Genomic DNA, 22,868 nt, shown 5'->3' on the forward strand with positions numbered 1-22,868 from the left:
TCCGGATGCAAGAGGTAAATGTGAAAAAGATTTACATTCGTTCCGATCGCCGTTGATTGGTTGACCTCGGTTCCGATCAGGCGCAGGTTTCGCCTATGCAAAATACTGAAAATGCGCCGCCTCCGTCCCTTGCCGATATTCTGAATTTGGAAAAGCGGGTTTGGACCGCGCTGGTAGAAGGCAATGCCGAAGCCGACCGGGCGCTGCTGAGCCCCGATTTTCTGGGCGTCTATCCCAGCGGATTCGCCAATCGTGACGATCATGTGGGACAGTTCGCCGATGCGCCGACGATGGCGCGGTTCGAACTCAGCGATGAACGGCTGCGTGTGCTGACTTCGGATATTGTGCTGTTGTCCTATCGCGCGGACTACCAGCGACCCCAGTCCGATAGTTGGGACGCGATGCTGATCTCTTCTTTATGGGAGCGGCGGAACGGCGTCTGGGTCAACACGTTCAGTCAGGACACGCCGGTGGAGGGTCAATGACCGCGCCTTTGACTGTCCTGCGTTTGCCGCGTGCATTTGACCCTGCACTGGGCGAAGAGGCGGGACAGCAGGTTGACGTCTCGGCCGAGCACAAGGATCTGATTGCCGGTGCCGCCGGGTCCAGCCCGTATCTGAAGGGCCTGATTGAGCGCGAAAGCGACTGGCTGCCCACCGCGCTGCAAGACCCAGATCAGGCCACGGCCGAGGTGATGCAGACGGCGCGCGCCTTGCCACCCGACCAGCTAAAGCCGGGCCTACGGCAGGCCAAACGCCGCATGGCGCTGTTGACCGCTCTGGCCGATCTGGCAGGTGCTTGGCCATTGGAACGGGTCACGACAGCGCTGACCGATTTCGGGGCGCTGGCCGCCGACGTTGCCGCCAAGGCCGAGATTGCGGCCCTAATCCGGCGCGGCAAGCTGCCGGGCATGGTCGAGGACGACGTCGAGACCGCCGCAGGGATGATCATTCTGGCGATGGGCAAAATGGGGGCGCATGAGCTGAATTACAGCTCGGATATAGACCTGATCGTGCTGTTCGACGAGACGCGCTTTGACCCCGATGATTTTTACGACGCGCGCCACGGGATGGTCCGCGCCACGCGCAACTTTTGCGCGACGCTCAGCGATAAGACCGCGGACGGCTACGTCTTCCGCACCGATCTGCGCCTGCGCCCCGATCCGGCCGTCACCCCCGTGTGTATCGCGGCCGAGGCGGCCGAGCGCTACTATGAAAGCCTGGGCCGCACATGGGAGCGGGCGGCTTATATCAAGGCCCGCCCCTGCGCCGGTGACATTGCGGCGGGTCAGCGGTTTCTGGACACGCTGCGCCCGTTTGTCTGGCGCAGGCATCTGGATTTCGCCGCCATTCAGGACGCCCATGACATGCGCCTGCGCATACGCGAAAACAAAGGCACGGGCGGTGCTTTGACCATCCCCGGCCATGACATGAAGCTGGGACAGGGCGGGATTCGCGAGATCGAGTTCTTCACGCAGACCCGCCAGTTGATTGCTGGTGGGCGTGACCCCGATTTGCGCGTGCGCGGCACGGTACCGGGATTGGCGGCGCTGGCCGATAAAGGCTGGGTGCCGCAAGACGTGACCGACAGACTGACCGACCACTACCGTGCGCACCGAGAGGTCGAGCATCGCATCCAGATGGTCCACGACGCCCAGACCCACAAGGTGCCACAATCTGCCGACGGGATCGAACGTGTCGCCTGCCTCATGGGCATCGACAGCGCTGAACTCACCGCTGATCTCACCCGCCGACTGACCGAAGTTCATGAGTTGACCGAGGGGTTCTTTGCCCCCGGTACATCGGCGCCTTCGCCTTCGCCTGAGGTCACCTTTGATCAAGGCGTCATGGCGCGGTGGCCGACCTATCCGGCCCTGCGATCGCAACGCGGAGCACGGATTTTCGAGCGGCTGAAACCCGAATTGCTGTCTCGCCTTGCTAGAACCGCCAAACCCGACGAGGCGCTATTGGCACTTGATGGTTTTCTTTCGGGCCTGCCTGCCGGTGTGCAATTGTTTTCGTTGTTCGAAGCCAACCCGCATCTGATCGACCTGCTGGTCGACATTGTGGGCACTTCGCACGCGCTTGCGGGACATTTATCGCGCAACGCCTCGGTCTTTGATGCAGTGATCGGAGGCAGCTTTTTCGACGACTGGCCGGGGCAGGCGGTACTTCAGACCGATCTGGAACAGGCGTTGGGGCAAGAAGCGGATTATGAGAGACAGCTGGATTTTGCCCGACGCTGGTGCAAGGAATGGCATTTTCGTGTCGGCGTCCATCACCTGCGGGGCCTGATCGACGGGGCGCAGGCTGGGCAGCAATATGCTGAACTTGCAGGGGCTGTCATCGCGGCGATCCTGCCCTGCGTCACGGCGCAATTCGCCGGTAAACACGGACCCGCACCGGGGCGCGGGGCGGCAGTGCTTGGCATGGGCTCGCTGGGGGCGGGCCGGATCAACGCGCAATCTGATCTGGACATGATTGTGATTTACGACCCGCAGGATCAGGACATGTCGGATGGTCCGCGCCCTCTGGCCACCCGCACCTATTATGCGCGTTTCACGCAGGCGCTGATCACGGCGCTGTCTGCGCCGATGTCGCAAGGGCGACTTTACGAGGTCGACATGCGGCTGCGCCCCTCGGGCAATCAGGGGCCAGTCGCAACCAGTTGGGCCAGCTTCACCAACTATCAGCAGAATGAAGCCTGGGTGTGGGAACACCTTGCCCTGACGCGTGCGCGCGTGGTGGCGGGCGATGCCGGTTTGGCCGAGGATATCGAATCCTTCCGCACCACATTCCTATCGTGCCCCCGCGATACCGCGCAGGTTTTGCGTGAGGTGGCTGAGATGCGCGCGCGCCTGGCCGCCGCCAAATCTCCGGCCGGAATATGGGATGCCAAAAACGGAGCCGGGCGCATGATGGACATCGAACTGATGGCCGAGACCGGGGCGCTGCTGTCCGGTGTCCCGCAGCGAGATGTCCACGCCGGGCTGGATGGCGCGGTCGCTGCGGGTCTTTTGGATGTCGCGCAGGCGCAAACGCTGAAAGACTGCTATGATTTATACTGGGCGGTACAATGCGCGGCCCGGTTGCTGTCGGGTAAGGTGATCGAGGCCGACAAGATCGGCGAGGGCGGTACTGCTTTCCTGTGCCGGGCCACCGGGTTCGAACAGGTCGACCAGTTGCAGGCTGCGCTACAGGACAGATACGACACCGCAGCAGGGATTATCAGCGGTGTGATTGCGGAGGACGGGAATGGCGCGCAGTGACGACCCCAACGACCACAAGGGCCTGATCCGTGAGGCGTACAACATAGATGGCATCACCTTACCCGAATGCCGCAGCATTTTTCTGGACTGGGCGCTCAGCCTGCCTGCAGAGCGGGATCAGGCGCAGGCGCTGACCGAATTACACGCGGCCTACGCAGGGCAGGCGGATCACCCGATGACCCAGGTACTGGCCGAGGGGCTGCAGACGGCGTGCAAACCGAAACGGCGCGGTGGCTGGCGATCCCGCGCGCGCTAGGGCTTTTCCCCGGTTGCGTTCCTGACTAAGAGGGGCGCTATGACCCAATCCGCCGACCGTCCCCGTATCCGCCTGAAACCCAAAGCCAACGCGCGCGGCCTGCGCCATGGTTTTCCTTGGGTCTATGCCAATGACATCGTCACCGACCGCCGTACCCGCAAGATCCCGGCGGGTGCGTTGGCCGTGCTGGAGGATGACAAACGCGCGCCCATCGCGCTGGTGGCGGTGAACCCCGAGTCCAAGATCATGTGCCGCGTGCTGGACCGCGATCTGGATGCCAACCTAAACGCAGCGTGGTTCGAAACCCGCCTACGCCGTGCGCTTGAGATGCGCGAGCGTCTGTTTGAAGCGCCCTACTACCGCCTGATCCACGCAGAGGCGGATGGCTTTCCCGGCGTGATCATCGACCGTTTCGGCGATGCTTGCGTGATCCAGCCCAACGCCGCTTGGGCCGAGGCGTATCTGGACACCCTGACCGACGCGCTTGTCGCCGTGACAGGCGTGACCACGGTGCTGAAAAACGCCTCGGGCCGGACGCGCGGGCTTGAGGGGTTGGACGATGTGAACCTCACCCTGCGCGGCACGCCACCCGATGCGCCCCTGCCGGTGCCGATGAACGGAGCGACCTACATGGCCGACCTGACCGGCGGGCAGAAAACAGGCCTGTTCTATGACCAGCGCCCCAATCACGCCTTCGCGGCCCGGCTGGTACACCCCGGCGCACAGGTGCTGGATGTGTTCAGCCACGTGGGCGGTTTCGGTCTTGCCATGCTGGCCCAAGGGGCAGGGCAGGCGCTGTCTGTAGACGGCTCAGCCGCCGCGCTTGATCTGGCTGCCCAAGGCGCACAGGCATCTGGCTGCGCGGACCGCTTCCAAACCCGCCAGGGCGACGCGTTCGATGTGCTGACCCAACTAGGCGAAGAGGGTGCGCAATTCGACGTGGTGATCTGCGACCCGCCCGCCTTTGCGCCCTCGAAACAGGCGTTGGACGCGGGTCTGCGCGCCTATGAACGCATCGCGCGGCTGGCCGCGCCACTTGTCAAAAAAGGCGGCTATCTGGGCTTGTGTTCCTGCTCTCACGCTGCCGATCTGGGCCGCTTCCGCGATGCCTCGTCCCGCGGGATCGGCCGTGCCGGACGGCAGGCGCAACTGATCCACACGGGCTTTGCCGGGTCTGACCACCCGCAACTGCCGCAACTGGCCGAAAGCGGCTACCTCAAAGCCGTGTTTTACCGCTTATGAAGGCCGTGCTCGACACCTGCGTCATCTACCCCACGGTAATGCGAGAGATGCTGTTAGGCGCCGCCAAACTTGGCCATTTCGAACCCGTCTGGTCAGCGCGCATCCTCGAAGAATGGGCCCGCGCCGCCCGCAAACTCGGCCCGACGGGCGAAGCGCAGGCCCGCGCAGAAATCGCACTGACGCAATCACAATGGCCCAAAGCCGAACGCGCTGCCGCGCAGGGCCTGGAGAACCGCCTCTGGCTGCCAGACACGGCGGATATCCACGTCCTTGCCACTGCCGTTGCAAACTCGGCCGACACGATTGTCACTGTGAACGCCAAGGACTTTCCCCGCAACATCTTGTCGGAAGAAGGCCTGACCCGCCAAGACCCCGACGCGCTGCTGTTCAGTTTTTGGCAAACTGACCCCGTGGGTCTGTCGGACACGGCCCACCATGTCCTCGCTGAAGCCAACCGCCTTTCGGGCGACCAATGGACCCTGCGCGCGCTCATGAAAAAAGCCCGTCTCCCACGGCTCGGCAAAGCCCTCACCATGTAAGCCGATCCGATCTTCATCTGGCTAAAAATATCTCGTGGAGCCGCCATCGGGTGCGCCATTGGTTCGAGCGCCAATTGCGGCGGGGCTGGCCCCTCGCGGCCCAACCCTAGCCCTCAGCACCCCACCGCTGCTCAAGCGCTTCAAGCGCCGCAATGCGCTCATCCGTCTTGGGGTGGCTCATCAACCAGGCCGGCGTGACCCCCGCGCGCTGTTCGGTCAATTCTTCCAGCTTGTGAAACAGGGATTTCTGCGGTCCGATCCCAATCCCCGCTTTGGTCAGCAAAGCAGCCGCGTATTCGTCCGCCTCATACTCATCCCCCCGCGACAGCCGCGAGGCCAGAAGGTGGGTCAGCATGTTTGCGATCCAGGCGCCAATGAACGGAATGAACCGGTTCAGCAACATCATCAATGCAGCACGCAACGCGTTCTGGCCGGAAAAGTCGATCATCCGTCGCCGCGCGTGTCCCAAAGCCACATGTCCCAGTTCATGGGCAATGACACTCGCCATTTCCTCGGCCGAGACCTCACCATTGCTGAACTTGCGATAAAACCCGCGCGTGATGAATATGCGCCCGTCCGGCGCTGCAAGCCCGTTCACAGGGTCGATCTCGTAGATGTAAACCGGAATGCGCTCCAGCCCCAAGGACGCCGCCAATCGGTCGGTTATGCGTTTCAGCGCGGGGTCCGCCAATTCCGTGGATTTCGCGTCCAACTCGCGATGGGTGCGCCACACGGATATTCGGTACATGACAACGGCATAGGCGATAGCCAATAGGATCGGGGTCAGGCGCAGCATGTGTTAGATATGGGGCTGCGCCAGCGCCGAGGCAACAGGAAATTGACGCTGCGCAAGAGCCCGTGAGGGTGCGTTGACCGGGCGCAAGCTGCGTGCTTAACCTGCGTCATGAATCAGATCCAAACCTCTTGCACATGCGGTCAGACCAAAGTGATCGTTACAGCCGCGCCCCGGGTGCGCTTTCGCTGCCACTGCACGAAATGCCAATCCGTCTATCAGGCCCCGTTTGCGGATGCTTTGCTGCTGCGCCGAGGGCAGGCACGGCCCGCTGATCCGTCGAAAATCAAGTGGATTTACACTAAAAAACCATCGCCCTTATCGCGTGGCCTTTGCAGTGCCTGCGGAGACCCGATGATCGCTTATCTGTTCGGCGCGCTTTCGGTTGTTCCGGCACGCACAGCACCACAGATCACGCTGCCGCCGGTCGACTGTGATATCTACTACGGCACACGCGTCGAGGATCAGTTGGATGATGTTCCGAAATACTCGGGCGCGGTGTCAACCTATCTTGGCCTGACGATGCCCCTGACCCGGGTGCTTACGCTTCCAGCGCGGGCATTGGAAAACGGTTAGGGGTCTAAATGGCCCGCTGGTTCAGCGTGTTAGTTCCTTCATGCCATGTTCGAGCCCAGCCAGAGTCATCGGCACCATACGATCCTCGAAAATCTCGCGGATCATGCCGATCGAATGAGTGTAGCTCCAGTATTTTTCGGGCACCGGGTTAATCCAAAGGTTTGACGCCCACTGATCCCGCGCGCGTTGCAGCCAGACCTGTCCGGCCTCCTGATTCCAGTGCTCATTGGCCCCGCCGGGATAGGCCACTTCATAGGGGCTCATGGATGCATCGCCCACGAAGATGCATTTATAGTCGGGGCCATAAGTGCGCAGGACCTCGTGCGTCGGGGTTTGCTGATCCCAGCGGCGGGCATTGTCGCGCCAGACACCTTCATAGAGGCAATTGTGGAAGTAGTAATATTCCAGATGTTTGAACTCGGTCCGCGCGGCCGAGAACAATTCTTCGACCACCTTAATATGCGGGTCCATTGATCCGCCCACGTCCAAAAACAACAGCACTTTTACCGCGTTGTGACGCTCGGGGCGGGTCTTTACGTCCAGATAGCCATGTTCGGCCGTTGCACGGATTGTACCATCCAGATCAAGCTCGTCTGCCGCACCCTCGCGTGCCCAGCGGCGCAGGCGTTTCAAAGCGACTTTGATGTTGCGCGTACCCAATTCAACTGTGTCGTCCAAGTTCTTGAATTCACGCTTGTCCCAGACCTTGACTGCGCGCTGATGGCGGCTTTCCTTCTGACCTATGCGCACGCCCTCGGGGTTGTAGCCATAAGCCCCGAACGGAGACGTTCCCGCGGTGCCGATCCACTTGTTTCCACCCTGATGGCGGCCCTGCTGATCCTTGAGGCGCTCTTGCAATGTCTCCATCAGCTTGTCGAACCCGCCAAGCGCTTCGATTTCGGCTTTTTCTTCCGCAGACAGGTGCTTTTCGGCCATTTTCTCAAGCCACTCGGCGGGAATGTCGACGGCTTCAAGCACTTGATCAAAGCTGATCTCTTCCAGGCCCTTAAAGCTGGCGGCAAAGGCGCGGTCGAACTTGTCGATGTTGCGTTCGTCTTTCACCATCGAAACACGTGCGAGGTAGTAGAATGCCTCGACATCATAGGTCGCAAGACCCTTTTTCATTCCTTCCAGAAAGGTCAGGTATTCGCGCAGCGATACGGGGATGCCGGCTTTGCGGAGGTTTTCGAAAAAGGGCAGAAACATCGTTTACACCACCAGACGCACAAGGATGAGCGACAGTAAAAGCCCGACAAGCGCAAAGGCGATGCCGTAGCCAGCCGCGAATTGGGCAATATCCGCACCGCTGCCATTGCGTTTGCGTGCGGTCAGGGCACCCAGGATGGCACCCAGGACAGCCATTCCCAAAACAACTAACATGCGTCTTTATCCACCTGCATTGACGGTGGTCGCCTGTGCCACGCTTTGCGTGACCGACCGCACCACCAGATCCGAGCCAAAGCCGTAGCGCGCCCATCCGATGCTGTCCAGCCTGACGGCGCGTGCCTGACTGATCCGCCCGGATTGACGCAAAACCTCGGACTTCAACAATAGCAAAGTTGCCAGTTGCGCAGCGTTTTCTGCGCGGGTCATGGCGTCGATTGCTTTGTTCAATTCAGGCAGCACTTCCTGTCCGCGGCCACTTGCCAGCGCAAACGCCGCTGTCTGCGCGGTCACATGTGCCCGGTGAACCTCGGTGCCCGGTGTCGAATTGAGGAAACTCAGCGCAATCATGTACTGCTGTTGCGCCGCCACCGGGTCGTCAAAATGCGTCATACGCCCCAGCAAGAAGTGTGGGTAGGCGCGGCGGTGATCGGTCCAGCCCTGCTGCTGCCCAATGCGCGCGGCCTCTTGCAACGCCTTGATACGTCGCGGTGAGGGTCCCGCGCCTCCGATGGATCTTTGGATCGCGTTGATCCATTCTCGTGGCGTTTCAGAAATAGGTTGAACGGGTAGGGATTCGCCGCGTGGGTTCAGACGCCTGAGCACACCGGGCACCACGGCTGCGACTTGGTCCTTGGTCATGCCATTGCGCAACTCTGGCGCATAGGCGGTGCGCAGGATCAGCATGTCAAACCCGGTCAAAACTGTATGGAAGTTGTCATCGTTAAAGACAGAGTCCGGCAAGTGATACAGGTCGTTCAACGGCCCCAACGCCTGGGCCAGTTCTTCATGCAGACAATCGCGCACCTCTTGCGGGCTGACATCGTAGGGAATGAATATCCCGATCTGCTCGCGGCTTTGTAACGCGGTCCAGTTGCTTTTGCGCTTGCGTCGGTCGCGGCGGTATTCTTCGAGGCTAGAGGCATTGGGGACCACGAAACAGGCCGCTTGCGGCAAGATGCGACGGATCTGCTTTTGGCTAACCGCTTCGATCGTGATGTTGGCCTGACCGTCGGAAATCTGGCGAATATCGATCCGGGCTTCGCGCTGCAGCCGGGTCAGAAGGCGTGTCAGATCGGTCTGCATCGACGGCGGCGGCGTGCCAGTCAGCCGAACGGTGATGGGACCTTCGAAGCGGGTGAAAACGGGCAGGGGGGCACCGCTTTCCAGCGCGAAATGCAACGCCAGAAAGTCGGATGCAATATTCTTGTTCGACCGCGCAGGTGGGCTGGGTCGCGCCAACCCAAAGGACTTGCTGGGCGGCAACGAGGCTTCGACAACCTTTATGCGGGTCGGCAACTCGATCGTTCCGACTGTCGAACATGCGGACACAAAGACCAGCAGAAGAAATGCAGCCAGACGCATCATGGTCGCTGATACCTGATAAAGGGTGTCAGCTTTCCGATCCGGTCATAGAGCTTCCGGGCCGTGTGGTTGAAATCCTGTGTCAGCCAATAGACGGACGGGGCGCCTTGCCGGTCGGCTTCGCCATAGACGGCTTGAATCAGCGCGCGCCCGACACCGGTGCCGCGGGCTTCGGGTCGGGCGAACAGGTCTTGCAGGTAGCAAACGCTTTCAACTTTCCAGGCGTGGCGGTGAAACAGATAGTGGGTCAGGCCCAGCAACTGCCCGTTGGCCTCGGCCACGAAACAGGAAAAGTCGTTTGGGTCATCGCCGAGCAGGCGCGCAAACGTGCTTTCATAGATTTCGTCAGGCACCGTGGTCTCATAAAATGCCAAATAGTCGTGCCACATCTCGGACCATTCTGCGCGGTCTTCGGCTCGCAGCGGGCGGATCAGCGGGGCATCTGGCAAATTCGGGTCCTGCTCTGAACTTTTTGCGAATTGCGGCCTGAGTGTGGCCTTGTTGGAAACAATGCTGACACCCGACCTGCGCTAACGCAAGCCGAGATCACGGATTGGTCAACAAAATATGGCGGATTAGCGCTTACTGCGCGCCATAAAGGCAAGCCGTTCGAACAGATGCACATCCTGCTCGTTCTTCAGCAGGGCACCATGCAACTTGGGCAGAGCGTTGGCACCATCGCGTTTTAGATCCTCGGACGTCAGATCCTCGGCCAGCAACAATTTCAACCAATCCAGCACTTCCGAAGTCGATGGCTTTTTCTTCAGGCCCTGCGTCTCGCGGATTTCGTAGAATTGGGTCAGCGCGGTGGTCAGCAACGCGTCTTTGATACCGGGGTGATGAACCTCGACGATGCGGCGCATGGTCATCTCGTCCGGGAACCGGATGTAGTGGAAGAAACAGCGGCGCAGGAAGGCGTCGGGCAGTTCCTTTTCGTTGTTCGACGTGATGATCACGATGGGGCGATTCTTGGCCTTTATCGTCTCGCCGGTCTCATAGACGTGGAACTCCATCTTATCGAGTTCTTGCAGCAGATCGTTCGGAAACTCGATGTCTGCTTTGTCGATCTCATCAATCAACAGAACGACCTTTTCGTTGGCTTCAAATGCCTGCCACAACTTGCCTTTTTTGATGTAATTTGACACGTCGTGCACACGTTCGTCACCCAACTGGCTGTCCCGCAGACGACTGACCGCGTCGTATTCGTAAAGCCCCTGTTGCGCGCGCGTGGTCGACTTTACGTTCCACTCGATCATAGTCAGACCCAAGGCACCGGCCACCTGTTTGGCCAACTCGGTTTTACCGGTTCCGGGTTCGCCCTTGACCAGCAAAGGCCGCTCCAGCGTCACGGCGGCGTTCACCGCGATAGTCAGGTCCTCTGTGGCAACATATTCTGCTGTGCTTTGGAATCGTGCGGTCATCGGCCCTTCTTCTCCTGTCGCGGCGTGTGTTCTTCCGGTTACAGAGGGGCAGAGAATTTTACAAGACAGGCCGCAACGTCGCCTGACGCGAGATTGAGAAGCAACTCCAATGCCTTTGGTTGATTCGGGCGCTAACATGGGGTGCGACATTTTAGGTTGTGCCGCAAAAAGGCCTGTCAATTTTCACAGAAAAACAAGGTTTTGTTATTAGGTGTCTCATATTTAGACATCACATGATGACGCAACAGGCGCGCGACGTTTGCATAGTGACAATCCCCGCGCCGTCAGCTAAACGCTCCGCAGAAGGGAATGCCTCATGTCTGGTGAAAAAGATGCACTCGGCGTTGCAGGCCACACCGAGGGAGCAAAAATGAAGCAGGAAGTATTTCTGCCGGAAGACTATCGTCCAGCCGAAGACGAACCGTTTATGAATGACAGGCAGCTGGAATATTTTCGTCGCAAGCTGTTGGATTGGAAGACCGAACTTTTGGCAGGCAGCCGCGACACGATCGAAGGGCTGCAGGACAACACCCGTAACATTCCGGACGTTGCAGACCGCGCAAGCGAAGAAACCGACCGCGCGTTGGAGCTGCGCACCCGTGACCGCCAGCGCAAGCTCGTGGCCAAGATCGACTCGGCCCTGCGTCGGATTGACGAGGGCGAATACGGCTATTGCGAAGCAACCGGTGATCCGATTTCGCTGAAACGCCTCGACGCACGTCCGATCGCAACCATGACGCTTGAGGCGCAGGAACGCCACGAACGTCGCGAAAAGGTCCACCGCGACGATTGATCGCTGAAACTTTTGAAATTCTTTGACGCCGGGGCCTGTTGCCTCGGCGTTTTTGCTTCTAAGCCGGTGCCATGAAAATTAACGGTCTGAAATTCTGTGTTATCGGCGGCGGAATAGGCGGGTTGGCGTCAGCCCTTGCTTTGCGAAAACACGGCGCACAGGTCACAGTTTTAGAGCAGGCCACTGCCTTGACCGAAGTGGGCGCAGGTTTGCAGATCAGCGAAAACGGCATGAAAGTTCTGCGCGCGCTTGGCGTTGCTGGTGAACGCCCCGAAAGGGGTCAGCTGTCTCATGGAACAACTCTGCGTGACTATCGTGAGGGGCGGGTCATCAGCCATCTTCCCGGGCCAGTCGCGGGGCCGACATATTACTACCACAGGGCAGACCTGCTGGACTTGCTGCAGCAAGCCGCTGCGCGCGCTGGAGTGGATATTCGGCTGAACGCGCGAACGAAGCGCGTGCGGAAGCACCCCGCCGAGGCGGAATTGATTTTGGAAAATGGCGACCTCTTGCGCGCAGATTGTGTTATCGCCGCGGATGGTGGGCGCAGCGCAATTCGCCCGATCCTTAACGGAGACGAGTCCCCGAAATTCACCCATCAAGTCGCTTGGCGTGCGACCGTGCCCTGGTCGCAACGGGAAGACACGCCGCGCGCGTCCCTGACGATGGGGCCGGGTCGCCACGTCGTAACCTATCCGCTTCGCGATCAAAGCATCCTCAATGTGGTTGCCATTGAAGAGCGTTCGGATTGGTGTGAAGAAGGCTGGCGCCTGAAAGGTGATCCCGACGATATGCGTGCCCGGTTTGCCGACTTTGGCGGTCCGTTACAAGATGTTCTAGCGCAAGTGAACGAAACTCACCTCTGGGCACTATTCCTTCGGCCTGTTGCGCAAAACTGGCAAAACGGACGGATCGCGTTGTTGGGCGATGCAGCTCACCCAACCTTGCCGTTCATGGCGCAAGGTGCGTGTCTTGCCTTGGAGGACGCCTGTGTGTTGATCCGATCGTTCCAGGATCAGTCGGGCGTGGCAAAGGCGCTGGCATCCTATGAAGCCCACCGGGCGACACGTGCGAGAAAGGTTGTTGCCGCCGCCGAAGCAAACGCGCGAAATTTTCATTTGCGCGGACCGGTGCGTCTGGCGGCTCAGTTTGCGCTGATGGTTGCTGGTGGCCGCCTCGCTCAGAAATACGAATGGATCTACAGTTACGACGCGACGGCCTAGCACGCTACAGGTCGAGGTCGATCCAAACCGGAACATGATCTGACGGCTTTTCATGCCCACGTGTTTCCGCGTCGATCCGACAATCCCGCATCAGATCTGCCGCTTGCGGGGTCAGCAGGAAATGGTCGATGCGAATTCCATCGTTCCGGTTCCACGCGCCTGCCTGATAGTCCCAGAAGGAATAGTGACCAGGACCCTGCGTCCGCGCCCGAAATGCCTCGGTGAAGCCGAGGTTCAGGATTTTACGAAACGCGGCCCTGCTTTCGGGGCGAAACAAAGCATCCTCTCGCCAAGCATCCGGGCGCGCCGCGTCTTCTGCTTGAGGAATGATGTTGTAGTCACCTGCCATCAACGCCGGTTCTTCTGACGCGATAAGCGCCTTGGCGCGGTCATACAACCTTTCCATCCACGCCAACTTATAGTCGTATTTTGGACCCGGCACAGGGTTCCCGTTGGGCAGATAAAGACCACAAATCCGCACGGACTGCTTGCCGATCACCGTGGCCTCAATCCATCGGGCTTGTTCGTCGCTTTCATCACCTGGCAAGCCGCGCGAGACGTCTTCCAAGGGGAGTTTGGACAAAATGGCAACCCCGTTGAAACTCTTTTGCCCGTGTGTCTCGACGTTGTAGCCGCGGTCCTCGAACAATTCTCGCGGAAAGTTTTCGTCGATGGATTTAATCTCCTGCAACAACACGACGTCAGGTTGCGCGTCATCCAACCACCGGGGAAGGGCCTCGGCCCGCGCTTTGATGCCATTGATGTTGAACGTGGCGATTTTCATGCGCGATCCTCCGGTGCCTCTGGCAACCTATCGCCCAGATTGGACCCAGCAGCAAGAAGGATAGCTGGGATGCGAGGCTCTGCCTCGCGCTCCGGGATATTTTTAGCCAGATGAAGAAACGGAATCTTGATCATATAGGGCGATCAAGATTGAGCGGTACAGGCGGGGACGCCGATGGCCGCGCCAGGTGAAGCTCTCCGGCACAATGGTCGGAGAGCGGATCCGGTCTTCATCTGGCCATAAATATCCTGGGGGTGTGGGGGCAAAGCCCCCACTGGCTCTACATAGAAAAGGACGTTCCGCAGCCGCAGGAGGACGTGGCATTGGGGTTATCGATGACAAACCGCGCGCCGATCAACTCCTGTGTGAAGTCAATAACCGCGTTTTCCAGAAAGGGCAGCGAGATCGAGTCGACCACGACTTTCTCGCCCTTGCCTTCAAGAACCAGATCGTCTTCGGTTGGGGCGTCCAGTGCAATTTCGTATTGAAAACCGGAACATCCGCCGCCTTCCACCGCGACGCGCAGGGCCTGGCCCTGATCCGCGGCGCCGATTTCGGCCAGGCGTTCAAAGGCGCGTTCTGTGACTTTTGGGGGCAGATTCATGCCGGGCTCCAAAGGTTTATTTCCTTACCACACTACCATATAGAAAACCCAAGGACAGGCGACAAGGACAAGACCTTTGGAGAAAGTGGGTTTTGCCTCGGATCCCAGTCGCACCAGGGGACGTCTGGTGCCGGAGGAAGAGAGCAGTTTTCGGTCATGCTTTCAGCGGGATCGGGATCGGATCATTCACGCCAGCGCGTTTCGGCGGCTCAAGCACAAAACCCAGGTTTTTGTTGAGCATGAAGGGGATAGCTATCGCACCCGACTGACCCATTCCATCGAAGTGGCTCAGGTGGCACGAACGATTGCCGGCGCTCTAGGATTAAACCCGGAACTGACCGAAGCAGTCGCTTTGGCCCATGACCTTGGGCATACGCCGTTCGGTCACACGGGTGAGGACGCTCTGCATGAGCTTATGAAACCTTACGGCGGCTTCGACCACAATGCGCAGGCCATTCGGATCGTGACGCGGCTTGAACGGCACTACGCCGCGTTTGACGGCTGCAATCTGACTTGGGAATGCCTAGAGGGGATCGCCAAGCATAATGGGCCAGTCACAGGCGAGTTGCCGTGGGCCCTGGCCGAATGCAATGACGGGTTTGACCTGGAATTGCATACTCATGCAGGGGCTGAGGCACAGGTGGCAGCACTCTCGGATGATGTGGCGTATAACAACCATGATTTGCTGGACGGGTTGCGGGCCGGGTTGTTCACAGATGACGAAATTCAGCAATTGCCCATTGTCGGTGCGAGCTATGACGAAGTGGACCGAAAGTATCCCGGGCTTGATGCGTACCGTCGCAGGCATGAGGCTTTGCGCCGCGTTTTTGGCGTCATGGTGTCCGACGTGATCGAGACATCTCGTAGATTGATCAGCGCGTCCGGGGCGCAGACTGTCGAAGACATCCGGGCGCTCGGCTATCCGGTGGTTCGCTTCTCGGACACCTTGTGGGCGCAGCTTCAGGAAATTCGCGCATTCCTGTTCAAACGGATGTATCGCGCGCCAGCCGTGATGAAGGTACGTGCTGAGGTTGGCAAAGTGGTTGAGGACTTGTTTCCGATCTATCTTGCAGAGCCCAAACACATGCCCACACGGTGGCACGCCGATATCGAAGCGGCGGTTGATGAAACGGCCCTCGCGCGGATTGTGTCCGACTATATTTCGGGTATGACCGATCGCTTCGCCTTGCAGGACCATGCGCGGCTGACCGGATCGCCTTTACTCAGCCGTCACTCCACCGCGATGTAGGCCAACGCCCAGACCTGCTGACCGGACTGCGTCTGGGCCAGGTCTGCGTCGTCGGTTGGCGGGAATACGATCATCGTCGGTCCATACCCTCCGATACCCATCGGGGCACCATTGGCATGCGTGGCAAGGATTGGCTTGTGGACAGTGATGCTTTGCCACGAGATTTCTGCCTGATACCCGTCCATCGCCATTGGCTTTGCGGATTTACCTTCGGCTCCAGCCATCGTCATGACGTCCGACAGCAACGGTCCGCGAAAGGTAATCTCTCGTTGATGATCCTCTGGCCCATACAGAATAGTGATTTCCATCTGCGCTAGTCCGTTCAGCATCCCGGCATCAAACCCGGCGGCACCTTCGTGAGTGACTTCGAGAAAGCCCAGAAGCCCGCCATCGTTTTCTCCCCGCGCGGGGAGGTTGGTTTCAGATACCGCTCCGCCAAGCGTAAGAAGCACATGACCGTTGGGCGCGGGCATCTCGGCGGTCGCGGGAAGGGCTGTGGCCAAAAGCAGGCTCAGGGGCAGGGCAATACGCATCGGTTGATCTCCGTTTCGGGCATACCGCTGACACTAGCGGCGTACACCGCTAATCCAAGCGGAAACTGATCGCTTCCATTGACCTTGTCGCCTTGCGTGATAAACCGCGCGGCAAGCATAAGGACATCCGAAATGAACCTGTTTTCCGAGATCCGCGGCCTTGTACTGGACGCGCTGGCGCAGATGCAATCCGAAGGTACGCTGCCGCAGGGGCTGAGCTTTGACAACGTGGCGGTTGAGCCTCCGCGCGACGCCGCGCATGGCGATATGGCAACCAACGCTGCAATGGTGCTGGCGAAACCGGCCGGGGCAAAGCCGCGCGACATCGCCGAGGCTTTGGCTGGCAAACTGGCGGATGATGATCGGATCGTGACCGCCGAGGTGGCCGGGCCCGGATTCCTGAACCTGCGGATTGCCTCGTCGGTCTGGCAAAACCTGATTGGCAGCGTTCTGGCCAAAGGTGATACGTTTGGGCGTTCTGACATGGGTGCGTGGAAAACGGCGAATGTCGAATTTGTATCGGCAAACCCAACGGGACCACTCCATGTCGGACATTGCCGGGGCGCGGTGTTCGGCGATGCGCTGGCCGGGTTGCTGCAATTCGCAGGCTATGACGTGACGCGCGAATACTGGGTCAATGACGGTGGCGCGCAGGTGGATGTGCTGGCCCGGTCCGCTTACGAGCGGTACCTGGAAGCCAATGGCTTGGAGTTCGAGGTGAAAGAAGGCCTGTATCCCGGCGACTACCTTGTTGCTGTGGGCGAGGCGCTGAAGGACCAGTTCGGCGACAGTATGGTCGATAAGCCGGAGAGCGAATGGCTGGTTCCCTTCCGGGATTTCACCATCGCCGAGATGATGAAGCAAATCCGCGAGGATCTGGCGGTTCTCGGTGTTGAAATGGATGTCTGGACGTCCGAGCGGTCTTACTATGACAGCGGCAAGATCGAAAAGACGCTCGCTGAGCTTAAGGAAATGGGATTGGTCTATCGCGGCGTGCTTGAACCGCCGAAAGGTAAGGCGCCGCCTGAAGATTGGGAGCCGCGTGAACAGATGCTGTTCAAGGCGACCGAGTACGGTGACGACGTGGATCGCCCGGTGCAGAAGTCGGACGGAGGTTGGACCTATTTCGCGCCCGATCTGGCCTATCACTACGACAAGGTGAAGCGCGGCTTTGACGTGATCATTGACGTGTTTGGGGCCGATCACGGTGGATATGTCAAACGGATGAAGGCGATTGTCGCCGCTCTGGATCATCAACATCGTGTGAGTTTTGACATCAAGCTGTGCCAGCTGGTGAAGCTGTTCAAAAACGGTGAGCCGTTCAAAATGTCCAAGCGGGCCGGCACGTTCATCACCTTGCGCGATGTGCTGGATCGTGTTGGGCCAGATGTCACCCGGTTTGTCATGTTGACACGCCGCAACGATGCGCCGCTGGACTTTGACTTTGACAAGGTTCTGGAGCAGAGCCGCGAGAACCCCGTGTTCTACGTGCAATACGCGCATGCTCGGGTCATGAGTGTCCTGCGCCGCGCCGCTGAGGCCGGGATTGTCGCGGATGACACAACGCTCGGCGGTGCCGATCTGAGCAAGATCGACCATCCGACCGAACTGGTTGTCGCCAAAAAGCTGGCTGAATGGCCCCGTTTGGTCGAAATCGCCGCGCGCACCAATGAGCCGCACAGGGTCGCTTTCTATCTGTATGAACTAGCAGGGGATTTCCACGCCCTGTGGAACAAGGGCAATGACGAAACCCAGTTGCGCTTCATCCAGGATGGCGATGTTGCCACAAGTCAGTCAAAAATTGCTCTGGCTCGGTCCGTTTCTGTTGTGATTTCAGCGGGCTTGGGTATTCTTGGCGTTACCCCGGCGCAGGAGATGCGGTGACCAACATCGCCCGAACCGCCGGTACGAGGTAGGCAAGAAATGACCCGCGCGCCACTTTTTAGGCGCGAAACGGGCGGTGAGGCGGACATGGCACGTTACGATTACTCGGGGCAAATGCGTCCCGAGCAGATGCATTACACGAATCAACCCGATCCTCAGGATGGGTATGACTATTCCGATGACATGCATGGGTATGATGAAGCTCCGCGCGGGGCTGGGCTGGGGCGTATTTTGAATGCGCTGGGCGCCGTTGCGTCGCTTGCTCTGGTCGCGGGAATTGGCGTTTGGGGCTACAAGCTGGTGATGCGCGATGTCAGCGGTGTCCCGGTGGTGCGTGCCATCGAGGGGCCGATGCGCATTCAACCCGAAAGCCCGGGCGGAACACCTGCGGATCATCAGGGTCTGGCGGTCAACACTGTTGCCGCGGTCGGATCGGCCGCGCCTCCGGCGGATCGTCTGATCCTGGCGCCGCGTCCGGTTTCATTGACCGACGAAGACACGCCGGTCGCGCCGTTGAAACCCACCCCGGCTGTGCACAAGGTCGAAGAAGAGATCACCTCGCAAGAGGCCGCGAAATTGCGTCAGAGCGTTGTTGACGCTCTGGTTGCTGAATTGGCGGGTGAAGCCGCCAAGTCAGACACACCGGACGCGCCCGGCGTTCAAGTCGCAGCGTTGACGAGGCCCGAAGAAGAACCGGCGATTGATCCGGCTGATCTGGCAGCACTATTACCCGACCCGGAACTGGCCGCTTTGCCGGGCGTTCGACGCTCGTTGCGTCCACCGACCCGGCCTGCGCGTGCCACACCCAGCGGACTTGCGTCAAATAGTGCGACCGAAAGCGCGATCAATGCGGCGGTTAAGGCCTCGGTCGGTCTGGATGTCGCGCCCGAGACACTGTCGAAAGGGACGCGGCTTGCACAGTTGGGAGCCTACGAGAGCTCTGATATTGCGCGTGCCGAATGGGATCGTCTGAGTGGGCGTTTTGGAGACTATATGAAAGGAAAGCAGAGGGTTATACAGAAAACCTCAAGCGGTGGGCGTACATTCTACCGGTTGCGCGTCTTGGGATTCGATGACCTGAGCGATTCCCGCCAGTTCTGCGCCGCCCTGGTTGCGCAAGGTGCCGACTGTATCCCGGTTGCCGTGCGGTGACGTTTGGGGCGGCGATCACCGATGCCGAAGGCCTGCGCCTGACGTCAGACGAGAAAAGCCTGTTTCGCGATATGGACCCGTTTGGGTTCATACTGTTTGCCCGCAATGTCGAATCCGCCGATCAGGTTCGCGCCCTGTGTGATGATTTCCGCGAGGCGGTCGGGCGCAATTGTCCAATTACGATCGATCAGGAAGGTGGACGCGTGCAGCGTCTGCGCACGCCGATTGCGCGCGAATGGTTGCCGCCTCTGGATCATGTTATGCGCGCAGGGGAACAGGCGGAACGCGCCATGTACTTGCGCTACCGCCTGATCGCAAATGAGTTGTTCGAACTGGGCATCGACAGCAATTGTGCACCCATGGTTGATCTGGCGCGACAAGATACTCACGTCTTTCTTAAGAACCGCTGCTATGCGTCTGACGCAGATCAGGTTTCTCGGATTGGTCGGGCAGTTGCCCAAGGGCATCTGGATGGTGGTGTCTTGCCCGTCGTCAAACATATGCCGGGGCACGGTCTTTCCACCTTGGACAGCCATCACGACCTGCCGCATGTCGAGCTGACGCATGCTGAATTGGAACACGCCGATTTTGCCCCGTTTCGTGCATTGAACGACTTGCCGATGGGGATGACGGCACATCTGGTTTACGATCAGATTGACCCGCAACCAGCAACGATCTCGGGCACGATGATTGGCCTTATCCGCGACAAGATCGGTTTTGATGGTCTGATCATGACCGACGATATCTCGATGAAGGCGCTGAGCGGAGCGCCCGAAGACATCGCCCGCCAGGCTTTGGGCGCGGGATGCGATGTGATCCTGCACTGCAACGGAACCTTTGAGGCCCGCAAACGTGTGCTGGAAGCCGCCGGAGAGATGTCGCAACAGGCGCAGACCCGCGCGGATCGTGCGCTGGCGATGCGCAAAGCCCCGCAGGAACTTGACATCCAGGCTGCCGAGGCGGAACTATCTCGCCTAATGGGCGGACAGGTGTATGCAGGATAACCTTTTCAGCGAAGAACCGGTCTCGGTTGCGGATCGGCTTGCGGCCGAAGCCCTGATCGTTGATGTCGACGGGTTCGAGGGCCCGTTGGACGTGTTGCTGACCCTGTCGCGGACGCAAAAGGTCGATCTGCGTAAAATCTCGGTTCTGGCGCTGGCGCAGCAATATCTGACCTTTGTTGAGAAGGCGCGGCAATTGCGGATCGAGCTTGCCGCCGACTATCTGGTCATGGCCGCTTGGCTGGCCTTCCTCAAATCGCGTTTACTACTGCCGCCTGACCCGGATGACGAAGGGCCGTCGGGCGAGGAACTGGCCGCGCATCTGGCTTTCCAATTGGAGCGCCTTCAGGCCATGCGCGACGTTGCGGCGCGTCTGATGGCGCGGGATCAGCTGGGTCGCGACTTTTTTAAACGCGGGCAGGGTGAGGACGTCACCCGCATCCGTACTGTGACTTATTCTGCAACGCTACTGGATTTGATGCAGGGTTATGCCCGCATTCGCACGCGCGATGAATTCCGTCCGTTTGTCATGGACCGCGATGCTGTGTTCACGATGGAACAGGCGCTGGAACGAATGCGCCCTCTGATCGGGTTTGCGGGCACCTGGACGGATATGGAGACCTATCTGCCGCAAGGTTGGGACGCTGATCCGGTCCGGCGGCGTTCCGCGACGGCTGCGACCTTTGCAGCCTCGCTGGAACTGGTGAAAGAAGGACATATGGAGATCAAGCAGAGCGAGACTTTTGCCCCGATCCATCTGCGCAAAAGGACCGACACACGTGACTGAGGCCCCCGAAGAGACCGGCACCCTGTTCGAAGCGCCACCCATGGCCGAGCAGGAAAGGATGGTCGAGGCTGTTCTATTTGCCAGCGCCGAGCCTGTGTCGATTGCCGACCTTGAGGCGCGGATGCCTCATGGCAGCGATGCGGCGCAGGCTGTCGAGATGCTCCAGCGGCGCTATGAAGGGCGCGGAGTGCGCGTAGTACGCGTGGGCGAGGCTTGGGCGATCCGAACCGCACCGGATCTTGGATTTCTGATGCAGAAAGAGACGGTTGAGACGCGCAAACTCAGCCGCGCCGCAATCGAAACGCTTGCCATCGTGGCCTATCACCAGCCGTGCACCCGGGCCGAGATCGAGGAAATCCGGGGCGTCTCGGTCTCTCGCGGCACCATCGATCAGTTGCTGGAAATGGAATGGATTCGGCTGGGCCGTCGCCGTATGACGCCGGGTCGACCGGTCACGTTTGTCGTGACGCCCGAGTTTTTGGATCACTTTGGGCTAGAAAACGCGCGGGATCTGCCCGGCCTCAAGGAACTGCGTTCGGCGGGCTTGTTGGAAAATCGACCGCCGCCAGGGGCTGTGCCGCTGGGTGAAGGGCAGGACGAAGACGAGGATCAAACCGAGCTGTTCGAGGAAGAGTGATCGCGCGGCCCTTTTGTGGCCACAGGGAACACCTAGATTGAGGATCAGGGAACGGAGACGAGCAATGAATGCCAATCGATTGATCGATATGATTGTACGCCAGGTCATGCGTCGCCTTGTCAACAAGGGCGTGGACAAAGGCTTTGATGTGGCCAGCCGGATGGGGCGCAATTCGAGTGACCGTTCGGGCGACCACGAAGCGGGGCGTCATATGCAGAAAGATGCCCAGCGTCAGAAGCAGAATATGAAACAGGCGCAGCGGATGAGCCGTCAGATGCGCCGCTTTATGAAGTTTTAAACAGCCTTGAAATGCTTGGACAGTTTCAACCCCTGTCCCTGATAATTTGACGCAATGCCCGCGCCATATAGCTGCGTCGGCATTTCGGCCATCTTCTCGTACACCAAGCGCCCGACAACCTGCCCGTGTTCCAGAACAAATGGCGCCTCGTGGCAGCGGACTTCCAGAACACCACGAGAGCCCGCGCCCCCGGCAGCGGCGTGACCGAAACCGGGGTCGAAGAAACCGGCATAATGCACCCTGAATTCACCGACCATCGCCAGATAAGGGGCCATTTCGGCAGCATACATCGGCGGGATATGCACCGCCTCTCGGCTGACCAGAATGTAGAACGCGCCCGGGTCGAGGATGATGCGGCCATCTTTGGTCCGCACCTCTTCCCAGTATTCCTGCGGGTCGTATTCACCGATCCGATCGAGGTCTATGACGCCGGTATGTGGTTTGGCACGATACCCAACCAGATCGCTGTCGGGCAGTTGCAGGTCGACAGAAAAGCCCAGCCCGTCCTGAATAACGGCCGGGCCATCCACCAAGGGTGAGTCAGTGTGCAGCGCCGTTAGCTCAGCATCGCTCAGTACGGCTTGGCCCTGACGGAAGCGGATTTGGTTCAGACGCATTCCAGGTCGCACCAGAACCGAGAATGAACGCGGACAAATCTCGGCATAAAGCGGACCGGCATAGCCCGCCGGCACACGGTCAAATTCGGTTCCGCCATCAGTGATGGTTCGGGTCAAAAGGTCGAGCCGCCCGGTTGAGCTTTTGGCGTTGGCAACGGCTGTTACATCACGGGGTAGGGCCAGTGACTCCATCAGCGGCACCAGATAGACGCAGCCCTTTTCCAAAACCGCGCCGTCCGAGATATCGATACGGTGCATCTCAAACTCGGTCAGGCGGTCGGCCACGGATTGCCCTTCACCAGCCAGGAACGAGGCGCGGACGCGGTAAGCCGCTGTTCCCAAACGAAGATCAAGGCTAGCCGGTTGGATTTGCGTGGGCAAAATGTCCGGCGTGCCGGTGATCTCACCGCGAGCAATCATGCCTTCGATCTGCTGGTTCGGGCATACGCCTGTCATTCCGATC

25 protein-coding genes and 1 pseudogene are annotated in these 22,868 nt (G+C 59.6%); 16 read left to right on the forward strand and 10 right to left on the reverse strand.

The window, feature by feature from the left end; genetic code table 11:
- Window positions 1-95: 95 nt before the first annotated feature.
- From ACR0CR_RS07665 to ACR0CR_RS07685, 5 genes are read left to right on the forward strand one after another with little or no spacing between them, the layout of a single operon-like run.
- Window positions 96-485, forward strand: coding sequence for a nuclear transport factor 2 family protein (locus ACR0CR_RS07665; RefSeq protein ID WP_480597992.1), 390 nt, complete (start codon window positions 96-98; stop codon window positions 483-485).
- Window positions 482-3,268, forward strand: a complete 2,787-nt coding sequence (locus ACR0CR_RS07670) for a [protein-PII] uridylyltransferase family protein (RefSeq protein ID WP_480597993.1) — start codon at window positions 482-484, stop codon at window positions 3,266-3,268. Before ACR0CR_RS07665 ends, ACR0CR_RS07670 begins: the two co-directional genes overlap by 4 nt.
- Window positions 3,255-3,524, forward strand: coding sequence for a hypothetical protein (locus tag ACR0CR_RS07675; protein ID WP_480597994.1), 270 nt, complete (start codon window positions 3,255-3,257; stop codon window positions 3,522-3,524). Before ACR0CR_RS07670 ends, ACR0CR_RS07675 begins: the two co-directional genes overlap by 14 nt.
- A gap of 39 nt (window positions 3,525-3,563) precedes the next feature.
- Window positions 3,564-4,766, forward strand: coding sequence for an RSP_2647 family RNA methyltransferase (locus tag ACR0CR_RS07680; RefSeq protein WP_480597995.1), 1,203 nt, complete (start codon window positions 3,564-3,566; stop codon window positions 4,764-4,766).
- The gene (locus ACR0CR_RS07685; protein ID WP_480597996.1) at window positions 4,763-5,305 is read left to right on the forward strand and encodes an RSP_2648 family PIN domain-containing protein; all 543 of its coding nucleotides are present in this window, start codon (window positions 4,763-4,765) and stop codon (window positions 5,303-5,305) included. The genes ACR0CR_RS07680 and ACR0CR_RS07685 overlap by 4 nt, the downstream gene beginning before the upstream one ends.
- Window positions 5,306-5,411: 106 nt before the next feature.
- Here ACR0CR_RS07685 and ACR0CR_RS07690 read toward each other — a convergent pair whose 3' ends face one another.
- Complete coding sequence (locus tag ACR0CR_RS07690) at window positions 5,412-6,101, reverse strand: M48 family metallopeptidase (protein ID WP_480597997.1); 690 nt, start codon at window positions 6,099-6,101, stop codon at window positions 5,412-5,414.
- Between the two features lie 108 nt (window positions 6,102-6,209).
- On the opposite strand from ACR0CR_RS07690, the pseudogene ACR0CR_RS07695 reads away from it, so the two are divergent.
- Together ACR0CR_RS07695 and ACR0CR_RS07700 are read left to right on the forward strand one after the other, a co-directional pair.
- A pseudogene (locus ACR0CR_RS07695) lies at window positions 6,210-6,449 on the forward strand (GFA family protein); the annotation flags it as partial.
- Window positions 6,450-6,452: 3 nt separating this feature from the next.
- On the forward strand, window positions 6,453-6,674 hold the full coding sequence (locus tag ACR0CR_RS07700) for a hypothetical protein (RefSeq protein ID WP_480598249.1): 222 nt from the start codon (window positions 6,453-6,455) through the stop codon (window positions 6,672-6,674).
- 21 nt (window positions 6,675-6,695) lie between these two features.
- Here the strand turns inward: ACR0CR_RS07700 and ACR0CR_RS07705 are convergent, their stop codons facing one another.
- The 5 genes from ACR0CR_RS07705 to ACR0CR_RS07725 all read right to left on the reverse strand — a co-directional run bounded on the left by ACR0CR_RS07705 (window position 6,696) and on the right by ACR0CR_RS07725 (window position 10,843).
- The gene (locus ACR0CR_RS07705) at window positions 6,696-7,880 is read right to left on the reverse strand and encodes a vWA domain-containing protein (RefSeq protein WP_480597998.1); all 1,185 of its coding nucleotides are present in this window, start codon (window positions 7,878-7,880) and stop codon (window positions 6,696-6,698) included.
- A 3-nt stretch (window positions 7,881-7,883) separates the two neighbouring features.
- Window positions 7,884-8,054 carry a hypothetical protein gene (locus ACR0CR_RS07710; protein ID WP_480597999.1) on the reverse strand — a complete coding sequence of 57 codons (171 nt, stop codon included), beginning with the start codon at window positions 8,052-8,054 and terminating at the stop codon, window positions 7,884-7,886.
- Window positions 8,055-8,060: 6 nt separating this feature from the next.
- Window positions 8,061-9,425 carry a DUF2927 domain-containing protein gene (locus ACR0CR_RS07715; RefSeq protein ID WP_480598000.1) on the reverse strand — a complete coding sequence of 455 codons (1,365 nt, stop codon included), beginning with the start codon at window positions 9,423-9,425 and terminating at the stop codon, window positions 8,061-8,063.
- Window positions 9,422-9,811, reverse strand: coding sequence for an N-acetyltransferase family protein (locus ACR0CR_RS07720; RefSeq protein WP_480598244.1), 390 nt, complete (start codon window positions 9,809-9,811; stop codon window positions 9,422-9,424). The genes ACR0CR_RS07715 and ACR0CR_RS07720 overlap by 4 nt, the downstream gene beginning before the upstream one ends.
- A gap of 186 nt (window positions 9,812-9,997) precedes the next feature.
- Complete coding sequence (locus ACR0CR_RS07725) at window positions 9,998-10,843, reverse strand: AAA family ATPase (RefSeq protein WP_480598001.1); 846 nt, start codon at window positions 10,841-10,843, stop codon at window positions 9,998-10,000.
- A 370-nt stretch (window positions 10,844-11,213) separates the two neighbouring features.
- On the opposite strand from ACR0CR_RS07725, the gene dksA reads away from it, so the two are divergent.
- Window positions 11,214-11,636 (forward strand): RNA polymerase-binding protein DksA, encoded by a 423-nt coding sequence (dksA, locus tag ACR0CR_RS07730; protein WP_170654634.1) that lies wholly within the window; start codon window positions 11,214-11,216, stop codon window positions 11,634-11,636.
- A 71-nt stretch (window positions 11,637-11,707) separates the two neighbouring features.
- Window positions 11,708-12,859 (forward strand): FAD-dependent monooxygenase, encoded by a 1,152-nt coding sequence (locus ACR0CR_RS07735; protein WP_480598002.1) that lies wholly within the window; start codon window positions 11,708-11,710, stop codon window positions 12,857-12,859.
- A 4-nt stretch (window positions 12,860-12,863) separates the two neighbouring features.
- Here ACR0CR_RS07735 and xth read toward each other — a convergent pair whose 3' ends face one another.
- Both xth and ACR0CR_RS07745 read right to left on the reverse strand, forming a co-directional pair.
- Window positions 12,864-13,643, reverse strand: a complete 780-nt coding sequence (xth, locus tag ACR0CR_RS07740) for an exodeoxyribonuclease III (protein WP_480598003.1) — start codon at window positions 13,641-13,643, stop codon at window positions 12,864-12,866.
- A 280-nt stretch (window positions 13,644-13,923) separates the two neighbouring features.
- The gene (locus ACR0CR_RS07745; RefSeq protein ID WP_480598004.1) at window positions 13,924-14,247 is read right to left on the reverse strand and encodes a HesB/IscA family protein; all 324 of its coding nucleotides are present in this window, start codon (window positions 14,245-14,247) and stop codon (window positions 13,924-13,926) included.
- Between the two features lie 76 nt (window positions 14,248-14,323).
- Here ACR0CR_RS07745 and ACR0CR_RS07750 point away from each other — a divergent pair, with 76 nt between their 5' ends.
- Window positions 14,324-15,496: a deoxyguanosinetriphosphate triphosphohydrolase gene (locus ACR0CR_RS07750; protein WP_480598005.1), complete on the forward strand. Its 1,173-nt coding sequence runs from the start codon at window positions 14,324-14,326 to the stop codon at window positions 15,494-15,496.
- Here ACR0CR_RS07750 and ACR0CR_RS07755 read toward each other — a convergent pair.
- Complete coding sequence (locus tag ACR0CR_RS07755; RefSeq protein WP_480598006.1) at window positions 15,478-16,029, reverse strand: putative pterin-binding protein; 552 nt, start codon at window positions 16,027-16,029, stop codon at window positions 15,478-15,480. The genes ACR0CR_RS07750 and ACR0CR_RS07755 overlap by 19 nt on opposite strands.
- A gap of 132 nt (window positions 16,030-16,161) precedes the next feature.
- Between ACR0CR_RS07755 and argS the strand changes: the two genes are divergently transcribed.
- The 6 genes from argS to ACR0CR_RS07785 all read left to right on the forward strand — a co-directional run bounded on the left by argS (window position 16,162) and on the right by ACR0CR_RS07785 (window position 21,788).
- On the forward strand, window positions 16,162-17,913 hold the full coding sequence (gene argS / locus ACR0CR_RS07760; protein ID WP_480598007.1) for an arginine--tRNA ligase: 1,752 nt from the start codon (window positions 16,162-16,164) through the stop codon (window positions 17,911-17,913).
- An 87-nt stretch (window positions 17,914-18,000) separates the two neighbouring features.
- Window positions 18,001-19,065 (forward strand): SPOR domain-containing protein, encoded by a 1,065-nt coding sequence (locus ACR0CR_RS07765; RefSeq protein WP_480598008.1) that lies wholly within the window; start codon window positions 18,001-18,003, stop codon window positions 19,063-19,065.
- Window positions 19,062-20,069, forward strand: a complete 1,008-nt coding sequence (nagZ, locus tag ACR0CR_RS07770) for a beta-N-acetylhexosaminidase (protein WP_480598009.1) — start codon at window positions 19,062-19,064, stop codon at window positions 20,067-20,069. The genes ACR0CR_RS07765 and nagZ overlap by 4 nt, the downstream gene beginning before the upstream one ends.
- Complete coding sequence (locus ACR0CR_RS07775) at window positions 20,059-20,853, forward strand: segregation and condensation protein A (protein ID WP_480598010.1); 795 nt, start codon at window positions 20,059-20,061, stop codon at window positions 20,851-20,853. The genes nagZ and ACR0CR_RS07775 overlap by 11 nt, the downstream gene beginning before the upstream one ends.
- Window positions 20,846-21,490 (forward strand): SMC-Scp complex subunit ScpB, encoded by a 645-nt coding sequence (gene scpB / locus ACR0CR_RS07780; protein WP_480598011.1) that lies wholly within the window; start codon window positions 20,846-20,848, stop codon window positions 21,488-21,490. Before ACR0CR_RS07775 ends, scpB begins: the two co-directional genes overlap by 8 nt.
- A 64-nt stretch (window positions 21,491-21,554) precedes the next feature.
- Entirely contained in the window at window positions 21,555-21,788 is a 234-nt protein-coding gene (locus ACR0CR_RS07785) for a hypothetical protein (RefSeq protein WP_480598012.1), read from the forward strand.
- On the opposite strand, the gene ACR0CR_RS07790 is transcribed toward ACR0CR_RS07785, so the two are convergent.
- A complete protein-coding gene (locus tag ACR0CR_RS07790; protein WP_480598014.1) occupies window positions 21,785-22,861 on the reverse strand; it encodes a 2'-deoxycytidine 5'-triphosphate deaminase in 1,077 nt (358 codons plus the stop codon). The two genes, ACR0CR_RS07785 and ACR0CR_RS07790, sit on opposite strands and share 4 nt — an antisense overlap.
- Window positions 22,862-22,868: the final 7 nt, after the last annotated feature.

Source organism: Ruegeria sp. AM2, assembly GCF_056540685.1.

Coding starts and splice junctions, on each gene's coding strand:
- ACR0CR_RS07665 (WP_480597992.1), top strand. CDS start 96: ATGCAAAATACTGAAAATGCGCCGCCTCCGTCCCTTGCCGATATTCTG.
- ACR0CR_RS07670 (WP_480597993.1), top strand. CDS start 482: ATGACCGCGCCTTTGACTGTCCTGCGTTTGCCGCGTGCATTTGACCCT.
- ACR0CR_RS07675 (WP_480597994.1), top strand. CDS start 3,255: ATGGCGCGCAGTGACGACCCCAACGACCACAAGGGCCTGATCCGTGAG.
- ACR0CR_RS07680 (WP_480597995.1), top strand. CDS start 3,564: ATGACCCAATCCGCCGACCGTCCCCGTATCCGCCTGAAACCCAAAGCC.
- ACR0CR_RS07685 (WP_480597996.1), top strand. CDS start 4,763: ATGAAGGCCGTGCTCGACACCTGCGTCATCTACCCCACGGTAATGCGA.
- ACR0CR_RS07690 (WP_480597997.1), bottom strand. CDS start 6,101: ATGCTGCGCCTGACCCCGATCCTATTGGCTATCGCCTATGCCGTTGTC.
- ACR0CR_RS07700 (WP_480598249.1), top strand. CDS start 6,453: ATGATCGCTTATCTGTTCGGCGCGCTTTCGGTTGTTCCGGCACGCACA.
- ACR0CR_RS07705 (WP_480597998.1), bottom strand. CDS start 7,880: ATGTTTCTGCCCTTTTTCGAAAACCTCCGCAAAGCCGGCATCCCCGTA.
- ACR0CR_RS07710 (WP_480597999.1), bottom strand. CDS start 8,054: ATGTTAGTTGTTTTGGGAATGGCTGTCCTGGGTGCCATCCTGGGTGCC.
- ACR0CR_RS07715 (WP_480598000.1), bottom strand. CDS start 9,425: ATGATGCGTCTGGCTGCATTTCTTCTGCTGGTCTTTGTGTCCGCATGT.
- ACR0CR_RS07720 (WP_480598244.1), bottom strand. CDS start 9,811: ATGTGGCACGACTATTTGGCATTTTATGAGACCACGGTGCCTGACGAA.
- ACR0CR_RS07725 (WP_480598001.1), bottom strand. CDS start 10,843: ATGACCGCACGATTCCAAAGCACAGCAGAATATGTTGCCACAGAGGAC.
- dksA (WP_170654634.1), top strand. CDS start 11,214: ATGAAGCAGGAAGTATTTCTGCCGGAAGACTATCGTCCAGCCGAAGAC.
- ACR0CR_RS07735 (WP_480598002.1), top strand. CDS start 11,708: ATGAAAATTAACGGTCTGAAATTCTGTGTTATCGGCGGCGGAATAGGC.
- xth (WP_480598003.1), bottom strand. CDS start 13,643: ATGAAAATCGCCACGTTCAACATCAATGGCATCAAAGCGCGGGCCGAG.
- ACR0CR_RS07745 (WP_480598004.1), bottom strand. CDS start 14,247: ATGAATCTGCCCCCAAAAGTCACAGAACGCGCCTTTGAACGCCTGGCC.
- ACR0CR_RS07755 (WP_480598006.1), bottom strand. CDS start 16,029: ATGCGTATTGCCCTGCCCCTGAGCCTGCTTTTGGCCACAGCCCTTCCC.
- argS (WP_480598007.1), top strand. CDS start 16,162: ATGAACCTGTTTTCCGAGATCCGCGGCCTTGTACTGGACGCGCTGGCG.
- ACR0CR_RS07765 (WP_480598008.1), top strand. CDS start 18,001: ATGGCACGTTACGATTACTCGGGGCAAATGCGTCCCGAGCAGATGCAT.
- ACR0CR_RS07775 (WP_480598010.1), top strand. CDS start 20,059: ATGCAGGATAACCTTTTCAGCGAAGAACCGGTCTCGGTTGCGGATCGG.
- ACR0CR_RS07785 (WP_480598012.1), top strand. CDS start 21,555: ATGAATGCCAATCGATTGATCGATATGATTGTACGCCAGGTCATGCGT.
- ACR0CR_RS07790 (WP_480598014.1), bottom strand. CDS start 22,861: ATGACAGGCGTATGCCCGAACCAGCAGATCGAAGGCATGATTGCTCGC.